This window comes from uncultured Gimesia sp. (assembly GCF_963972345.1).
GTDB lineage: Bacteria > Planctomycetota > Planctomycetia > Planctomycetales > Planctomycetaceae > Gimesia.
In genome coordinates this window covers 1-8,937 of sequence record NZ_CAXAVM010000252.1, presented here as the reverse complement: position 1 = coordinate 8,937, position 8,937 = coordinate 1, and the positions used below count along the sequence as shown (strand labels likewise).

At 53.8% G+C, this 8,937-nt stretch carries 6 protein-coding genes and 1 pseudogene; all 7 read right to left on the bottom strand.

Going from position 1 to position 8,937, the window contains the following annotated elements:
• Positions 1 to 71: 71 nt before the first annotated feature.
• Positions 72 to 3,302: an efflux RND transporter permease subunit gene (locus AACZ40_RS26395; RefSeq protein WP_291174676.1), complete on the bottom strand. Its 3,231-nt coding sequence runs from the start codon at positions 3,300 to 3,302 to the stop codon at positions 72 to 74.
• 46 nt (positions 3,303 to 3,348) lie between these two features.
• Entirely contained in the window at positions 3,349 to 4,590 is a 1,242-nt protein-coding gene (locus AACZ40_RS26390) for an efflux RND transporter periplasmic adaptor subunit (protein WP_339676553.1), read from the bottom strand.
• A gap of 85 nt (positions 4,591 to 4,675) precedes the next feature.
• Positions 4,676 to 5,437: a class I SAM-dependent methyltransferase gene (locus AACZ40_RS26385; protein ID WP_291174677.1), complete on the bottom strand. Its 762-nt coding sequence runs from the start codon at positions 5,435 to 5,437 to the stop codon at positions 4,676 to 4,678.
• A 99-nt stretch (positions 5,438 to 5,536) separates the two neighbouring features.
• Positions 5,537 to 6,835: an MFS transporter gene (locus AACZ40_RS26380; RefSeq protein ID WP_291174678.1), complete on the bottom strand. Its 1,299-nt coding sequence runs from the start codon at positions 6,833 to 6,835 to the stop codon at positions 5,537 to 5,539.
• Positions 6,828 to 7,643 carry an ABC transporter ATP-binding protein gene (locus AACZ40_RS26375; protein WP_291174680.1) on the bottom strand — a complete coding sequence of 272 codons (816 nt, stop codon included), beginning with the start codon at positions 7,641 to 7,643 and terminating at the stop codon, positions 6,828 to 6,830. Before AACZ40_RS26375 ends, AACZ40_RS26380 begins: the two co-directional genes overlap by 8 nt.
• A complete protein-coding gene (locus AACZ40_RS26370) occupies positions 7,640 to 8,695 on the bottom strand; it encodes an iron ABC transporter permease (protein WP_291174682.1) in 1,056 nt (351 codons plus the stop codon). Before AACZ40_RS26370 ends, AACZ40_RS26375 begins: the two co-directional genes overlap by 4 nt.
• Positions 8,695 to 8,937, bottom strand: a pseudogene (locus AACZ40_RS26365) (iron complex transporter substrate-binding protein); the annotation flags it as partial. The gene AACZ40_RS26370 and the pseudogene AACZ40_RS26365, both read right to left, overlap by 1 nt.

Sequence of the window (8,937 nt, the reverse complement as noted above, 5' to 3'; positions counted from 1 at the left end):
TCCGCTGTCGCACTCTCGTGATATCTATCAACCCAAAATTTAAAAATGACACTTCACTAGCAATGAAGTTTCTACCTGGGTATCACAGGCACTTCTTTTTTCACATGCTCCAGCTTTGGCTGTTCCGCGACTTTGGTTCTGGGACGCGTGAAAAATGCGGAGAGATCATCAAAGAACGTATACAGCACGGGAATTGCCAAGAGCGTCAACAGCAGCGAAAGAGTCTGGCCACCGACTGCCAGTACAGCGATAGAGCGGCGTTCTTCGGCTCCCGGACCGGTGGCAATTAACAGAGGCAGCAGACCCGCTACGAACGAGAGCGTTGTCATCAGAATCGGACGCAGACGGTCACGGTTCGCCTGGAGAATCGCCTGGTAGCGGGGAAAGCCCTGCAGTTGCAGCGCATTGGTATGATCGATCTGCAGAATGGCGGCTTTTTTCACGACGCCGAATAAGACCAGAATCCCCAGCGCGGAATACAGGTTGAGCGTTTCGCCTCCCCAGTGCAGGCTCAATAATCCAAAGGGCACAGCCAGGGGTAACGAAAGTAGAATCACCAGCGGGTGCACCAGATTCTCGAACTGAGCCGCCAGCACGATGTACATGAAAATGAATGACAGAACCATCGTCCAGCCAAAATCTCCCAGCGTGCGCTCCAGTTCCCGACCGCCGCCCAGTACCATGGTGTTGTATCCTTCCGGGACTCCGATCTCTTCAGCAGCAGCGTTGATCGCAGCGATGCCGTCCCCGAGGGCATAACCCGAAGCCATATTCGCCCGCACGGCGATCATGCGTTGTCGATTCAGACGGTCAATCCGGGAGGCAGCAGTATTAAATTCGAAGTCCACGACGTTATCAATGCGGGCCAGACTTTTTCCCGCAGAGGAAGTGGATGAGCCTGGGATCGCCTGGGGGGAAGTCCGGACGTACAACTGTGAAATGGACTGAACATCGCCGCGATCCAGCCCCACCAGTCGCAGTTCCACATCGTAGGCATCGTCCACAGTTCGATCCCGGTAACGGGAGACCCGGTCATCTCCTCCCACGGCAACCCGCAGTGTATCCGCAATTTCCTGCACATCGATGCCCAGTGCAGCCGCCCGTTCTCGATCAATGCGTGCCAGCAGTTCCGGGTTATCGATCTGCAGCGTGGAATAGACGTCGACGATGCCGGGAATTGTTTTCACTTTTTCGCGTAATTTATTACTGAAGTCCAGCAGGCCATCAATGTCAGGCCCCGTAATCGAGAAGTCGATATCAACGGGTGCTCCCTGGCGCAATGAGGTCAGGTTTCGTACGGAAATCCGCATGTCCGGAATGCTCTTGAGCTTCTTTCTGACTTCCGCCATTTTTTCCCGCTGCGTAAAGTTACCCCGAAACGCCGCATGGAGATCCCCGTGAAGCAATCCACTGAAAAATCGGCCGAAAGAAAAAGTACGTTGTTCGCTGTCGGTCAGACGCACGAAGATACTCGCCCGGTTCACATCGCCAAAACCTCCGGAGCCAACGGTCAGCAGAAGTGTCTCGACCCCTCCCGTGTTGATCAATTCTTCCTCTGCTCGACCAATTACCTGGTTCATCGACTGCAGCGTTGCCCCCTGGCGGGCTTCGAGCCGAACCTCAAATTCCGATTCGTCAACATTCAGCGGGATATAGTCCTGTTTCACCAGATGATACAGCGGATAATTACTCAGTATGACCCCCACCGAAATGAGTAACACCAGCCAGCGAAATCGCAGCGACAGTTTCAGGATCCAGAGATAGGACGTTTCAACATAATGATAAAACCCGGATCGTGAGCCCGGGCCATCCGGACTGGGGGTTTCGGGACGCAGCAGCTTGCTGCACATCATGGGTGTTAAAGTGAAACTGACGAGCATCGAAACCAGAATCGCCACCGTCGCCGTCAAGCCAAACTGAAACAGCAGTCGACCGGTTACACTGGATAAAAACGAGACAGGCAGAAAGACGATCACCAGCGAAATTGTGGTCGCCAGTACCGCCAGCCCGATTTCCTTCGTCCCCACAATCGCTGCTTCGCGAGGGGACATCCCTTTTTCTTCGATGCAGTGAAAGACGTTTTCCAGAACGACAATCGCATCATCGATGACCACCCCGACCATCAGTACCAGTGCCAGCATGGTCACGTTATTCAGGGTAAAACCGAAGAGTTTCATAAATGCGAATGTCGAAATGATCGAAGCGGGAATTGCCACCGAAGCAATCACGGTCGAACGCCAGGAACGCATGAAGATCAACACGGTAATACAGGCTAAGATACTGCCGGAGATCAAATGCTGTTCGAGTTCATGCAAAGCAGTCACAATATAGCGCGACTGATCCTGAACGATACTGACCTTAACATCATCGGGTAGAAGATCCTGGCTGCGGGGCAGCATTTCTTTGATGCCTTCCACCACAGCGACGGTATTTTCACCCGATTGTTTCTGAATCTCCAGCACGACGGCAGGTTTCTGATTCAGTCTCGCGATCGTGCGAACTTCTTTTGTCGCATCAGTCACCGTTCCCAGGTCAGCCAGACGCACGGGGGTGCCATTGATGGTATCCACGACCAGTTCAGGAAATTGATCGGAATCGGCAACGCGGCCCATGGTCCGCAGTGAACGTTCGCGGAAGCCCTGATCCAGCCTTCCGCCGGGCACTTCCGTATTCTGCCTGACCAGCGCATCGCGCACCTGTAAGATCGACATCTGATAGGCGGCCAGGCGGTCGGCATCAATGTCGACTTTCACTGCCCGGTCTGCAGCACCGGCAATCTGAACTTCGCCGACACCCGGTGAAGACTCGATCACATTTTTGACATAGCGGTCTGCAAACAGATAGAGTTCGCGTGAAGTTCGGGGGCCCGAGACTGCCAGCGTCATGATGGGCGATGATTCCAGATCACGTTTCTGCACAATCGGGGGGTCGATGTTCGGCGGAAGTAAATTCATTGCCCCCGAGACCGCATCGCGAACATCCTGAGTCGCCGCATCCACATTACGATTCAGATTGAAAGTGATGATGACAAACGAACGTCCATCGCGGGAAATGGAACGCAGTTCATCGATGCCGGCTACTGTCGCGACGGCATCTTCAATGACTGCGCTGACTTCGGATTCGACCTCCTGTGACGCTGCACCAGGATAATTGGTGCGAATGTATATCGAGGGCATATCCATGTTCGGGAAGCGGTCAACACCCAGTTCGGGAAACGCAACGCCCCCCGCTACCACTAATGCCATGATCAGCATTAAGGCGAAGACTGGCCTCTTGACACAGATTTCCGCTAACCCGTACAACGTCGATTCCCTTTTTCAAAAGCAGAATTCGATTTTCAGAAGGAACTCAAATTTGTGTTTTCTGTACTGCCGTCGGCAGCGTTTTGGTATCAGCAAGAATGCCGGGCCGCCCTTCCCGGGCATTCATTAAAATGCGATCTCCCGGCTGCAGGCCTTCTAAAATGCGAATACGCTCACCCCGTTGTTCGCCCAGCAATACTTCCTGCATCTTCACCTTGCCATCTTCGACTTTCCAGACTTTCTCGGTTCCGGCAAACTGAACCACGGCGGACAGGGGGACCACCAGGGCTTTCTGATCGGGATCGACAATAACCTGCCCTTCCGCAAACAGACCGGCCCGTAAAGCACGCTCGGAATTATCGACGACCGCTTCAAACAGCAGGGCGCGGCTCATCTGATCGAGAAAGGGACTGATCCGTGTCACCTTCGATTGTTTCGTATCAAGGGATTCGATTTCCAGTTCGACAGGCTGCCCCACTTTCAGTTGCGTCGAGACCCGCTCAGGAACGGTTCCCCGATAACGTAGTTGATCAATGCTCACCAGCACCAGCAACGGGTCCCCCATCTTGATATAACTGCCAGGGGCCACGAGTCGTTTCTGAACCACTGCGGTGTAAGAGGCTTTCAGGACGGTATTATTCAAGTCTTCCTGTGCCAGATCCAGCTGAGCCTGCTGCACGGTGATATTCGCCATCTTTTCACGCACGCCATTGAGTGCAGAATCGTAGCGGGCTGCAGCCACGCGTTCGAGCGATACAATCTGATCGTATTCGGCCTGCCCCATCACCTTCTTATTAAACAGCACGCGGGCACGCTCGAGGTTGGCTTTCGCCTCGTCCCATTCTGCCTGCTGTTCTTTGGCAGGAGGTGATTTTTCCGGAACCAGGTTATCGACAGAATCACCGGGCTTGAGGCCCACTGCAGAGCGGGCTTGTGCCAGTTGTGCTTCCGCCTGCTCGACCCGCAATTTGAAATCATCCTGATGCACCGTGACCAGGGGATCTCCAGGCTTGACTACATCTCCCAGATCGACGTGTACCTGGGAAACACGTCCTTCCACTTTGATCCCGAGTGTGGCTTCTTCATCAGGATAGAGACTTCCCTGGCTCCGCACGATGCGCGGCCAGATCTGTTCGGTCACTTCCAGTGTCTCCACATTCAAGACCGGTAGCGTCTCACCTGTCTGAGAAACAGGAGCCGAATCACTACGTTCACATCCCGCAAAAATGAGTGTTAACAGGAGGCAGAACAGGCAAGCTGAAGGAGGGCGGTTAAAACAATGAATCATGATATGATTATATCTCAGGGGCAGGTAATGTCGAGCAGTTTCCTTGTTCTATTCGCGGAAAAAGGACTCTCAAACAATCAGAAAATCAACCCTCCATGTCCTCTATACGCTGACCGGTGAGAACATATGGCGTTCCCTGTAACACACCATATTCCGGGTCCTGTTTTTCATGTTCAGACCGCGCATCCATTACCGATTGCATCGGCATACTGCGAATATTCCGTAAACCTGCTGCCTCCATCACAACCCGCACCATTTCATCCGTATGACTGCGAAACGGCAATTTGTCCAAAGCTCTGCGATAGGCTTCATCCGGTTCCCAGCCGGGAGCGGGTCGATACTGACGCTTCAACTTCTCCGGATCGGTGGGGTTATTTTCGCCGATCAGTACCAGCGATCCTCCCGGCTTGAGCAGTCGGGTCCACCGCGCCACGGCATAACCGGGATGTGGCAGTGTGAACAGCACGGCCCGGCTGGAAATGACATCAAATGTATTTTCCGGAAATGGTGGTGCTTCCACATCGGCTTCGACAAAATCGACTGTCAGCCCTCGCTCTTTCGCAGCTGCCTGCCCCGCAGAAATCATCGTGGCAGAAAAATCCACTCCTGTGACCTCATGCCCCAGTTCTGCCCATAATTGCGCAATCGTTCCCGGACCGGTTCCCATATCCGCAATCTTGCGGCGTGCTTCGCCGGGAACCGACTGGCGAAGAACCTCCAGCCACGCGGTGCGTGAAAGTGGAAATCCGAATTCCCCTTTGATGAATCGCTCGACCCGATGTGAAACCACATTCGGATTGGTCCAGCCACTATGAAATATCTGCTTTAGTTCGTCGTCCTGCGTCATTGCTGGTCTGCCTCTTTTCTACTCTGGTTATTTTCATGACTACGTTCCATGCCCGGTTAGTTCTATGCCCGGATAATACTCCATTTCTACTTCGATGTGTCAGCCCGGCGATTCCTGCCGGGACACCTCTTCCAGTCGAATCTGAAACAGAAAACCGACCAGTAGAATCACCGCTGCCAGTATCCAGACCGCCAGCAATCCAAACTGATCAGCCGCCAGTCCAAACAGAGGCAGCAGCACTGCCACGGTCACAGCGCGGGAGACGCTTTCCAGCGAGAGTACCGAGGCCCGCTCTGTTTTGAGCATCTGAGTATTGAGGGCACTGACAAAAATCGGACGTCGCAGATTCTGTAAGAGTGTCAATCCCATCAACAACAACAAACCGGGCAACAGACCCCACTTCAGGTTCACAGCACAGCCTGCCAGAAATAACACCGCAAAAAATCCCACGAGATAGATCCGATTCAACGCGTGGCTTCGACTGCCTGCCTGCAGTTCATAACCGGGACTGAACCGCGCCCCCAGCGCTCCCAGGCTGTCGCGCAGAAACTCATTCAGTCCGACCCAGATTGCCCCCGCGCTTGCTAATCCACTTACACCGGCGGGAGGAATAATTGGAATCCCGAACAGGGCCAGCCCGGTTTTCAGAAATGGTTGTGTAAAATACTTCAGAATCATTTTCAGCTGACTCTCAAACAGGACAGACTGAATAAACAGTCTGCGAAAATTGGCTTGCTGCCACATCATTCGAAACGGCTTTCGCAGACTCTCTTCCGAACTCACTGACGTGGACTGGCGGGCGCGAAAGGAATCGCCCTCCAGTGCGCGGGGGTACGTTAATAATAACAGGAAACCACAGACAGCAGCCCCCGCGGAAAGATAAAACAGTAATCCATAATCACGCGACCAGGCCAGCAAGACGCCTCCCGAAACAGCCGCTGTCGCAGACGTTATTTTTGATACCGAGCGAGTCCGTCCTAACAGTTGCGTCGCTAAAGCCGATTGATCCGTCGAGTCCAGATAATCGAGCATAATGGCCTTATGCGAGCCGGTTCGCAGCGCTTCGCCCAAAGCAAACAACGCCAGGCAGCCCCCCAGCCAGAATATCACGGGGACCTCTGTCAATTGGCCTGTCATGCCAAATCCGCAGAATGACAGTGTGTAAAAAGCAAAACACAAAGCGGTGGCGCGACGCCGTCCCCAGTGATCTGCAAAAATCCCCGACGGAAATTCCAGCAGTACCGTCACCAGGTGCTGCAGCCCCAGCAACAGGCCGATCTCTGAATAGGACAACTCCAGTTCCAGAAAATACAGAATCAGAAACGGATCAGCAAAGCGCAGATTCTTAAAAAAAGAATACAGGTAAAACCGCAGGATCATGTGAGTCGCATTAAACATCGTTGCCTGCATCCCGCTCTGACTGAAAATCCGAAGAAGCAACGGGAACCGGTCCCAGCACCGTGATCACCGGTCGCGTTTCCTGGCCGATCGTCACACGCGCCTCCACTCCATAGACCTCCGCAATCAAGGTTTCAGTGAGTACACTCTGCGGTTCACCTCCACAACGCAGCTTGCCATTCTGAATGACGTATACCCAGTCCGCATATCGTGACGCCAGGTTCAGATCGTGAACCGCCAGCGCCGTACTGATTCCCCGCGAATCAGTCAGCCTGCGAATCAAAGTACAGACTTCATACTGTCGCCGCAGATCCAGGTTCGATGTGGGCTCATCCAGCAATAATACAGATGGCTCGCGAGCCAGAGACTGGGCGATTGCCACCAGTTGCCGTTGCCCTCCACTTAATTCGTTCAGATAGCGATCTGCGATATCAGTCAGTTTCATCTCCTGCATTAATTGATTGACGATTCTCGTATCAACGTCAGAGACGCGCCAACCCAGTTGATGGACGCGTCCCAGCAAAACCGTTTCATAGACGGTCAGCACGGCTGTCGTATTGAATTCCTGGGGTAGAAAACTAATCTGCCGCGTCAGCTGTTCCTGCTTGAGAGTCGTTAATGTGATTCCCTCCAGGCGAACTTTTCCTTTCGGTCGCAGCATACCACTCAGACACTTCAACAGCGTCGATTTGCCCGCGGCATTGGGGCCGATGATTGCCGTCATACCCGGTTTCAGTTGCAGATTCACATCTTCCAGCACCTGATGGGAACCATAGCTGAATGAGATATCAGAGGCTTCGAGTATCACCAGTACGACCTCCTTTTCCACAGGGCCAATGCCGCAAAGCAGGGCGCCCCAATGGCCGCGGTGGCAATTCCGATCGGAAAGATCGTCCCCGGTATCAGCAGCTTCGTAATCAAAGCGGCGACGGAAACGAGAAAAGCACCGCTCAAAGCCGATAACGGGATGAAATAACGCTGGTCTTCACCGACAAGAATTCGCGCCAGATGCGGTGCCAGCAAGCCGATAAAGCCGATGGCCCCGGTAAAACAGACCGCGGTTGCCGTCAGTATTGAGACCAGAATCAAAGTCTGCAGCCGCAGTCGTTCCGTATTGATTCCCAGGCTGCGGGCATGGCTCTCTCCCAGTCGTAACGCAGTCAGCTGCCAGACGCGCGACATCAATAAACCCGTCGTGACCGCCATCACCACGGCGATGATCGCCAGTTTTTGCCAGTTCGCTCCCTGCAGAGTTCCGAAGATCCAGAACACGATGGCCGCCAGGGTATCTTCGGAAGCCATATATTGCAGGAATGCGACACCCGAACTGAAAATAAAATGCAGCGCAACGCCACCGACGATGATCGTCTCTGTCGATGCGCCTCTGATCCGACCAATGGCAAAAATCGACAGGGAACAAAACATCGCGCACACGAACGCACTCACAGGCACAAAAACGGTGGTCGTCCAGGCCAGCATCCCGGAACCCAATACCAGCGCCAGCGCGGCACCGAAGCTGGCAGCAGCAGAAACGCCCAGTGTATAAGGACTGGCCAGGGGATTATTCAAAATCGTCTGCATTTCCGCACCCGCGATTCCCAGTGAAGCACCCACGAAGACCGCCATCAACGCTGTCGGCAGGCGGAACGTACAGACAATCGTCTGAGTTGCTTCGCTCACAGATCCCGGTTGAAACAGGGCCGTCAGGACTTCCGGCAAAGACAACGCTGCGGGACCCGTAATGACATCCAGAAATAACGATACCAGCACCAGCATGACTACTGTCACCACGACAGCCAACCGACGTCGGCCCAGACGCTCATATGCCTGATTGAGATCGTTTGCTGTGGTGCCCTGCATCAATCACCGTCCAGGCTGAGCATCCAGGTTCCACTCATCTCAACGGGCATAAACTTCTGGTGAAACTCCTGCAGCCGCTGTTTCGGATTCCAATCTTGAAACTCCTCGGGATACAACCATTGTGCCAGCTGCTGCGCTGCTGCAAAACTCATAATGTGGCTGCCAAACCGTGTATGAATGCCATGCACCCGCTGCTGCCTGACCGCAGTCAGCTCCGACCAGCCGGGCCGTTTCGTGAATGC

Coding starts and splice junctions, on each gene's coding strand:
- AACZ40_RS26370 (WP_291174682.1), bottom strand. CDS start 8,695: ATGCAGGGCACCACAGCAAACGATCTCAATCAGGCATATGAGCGTCTG.
- AACZ40_RS26385 (WP_291174677.1), bottom strand. CDS start 5,437: ATGACGCAGGACGACGAACTAAAGCAGATATTTCATAGTGGCTGGACC.
- AACZ40_RS26390 (WP_339676553.1), bottom strand. CDS start 4,590: ATGATTCATTGTTTTAACCGCCCTCCTTCAGCTTGCCTGTTCTGCCTC.
- AACZ40_RS26380 (WP_291174678.1), bottom strand. CDS start 6,835: ATGTTTAATGCGACTCACATGATCCTGCGGTTTTACCTGTATTCTTTT.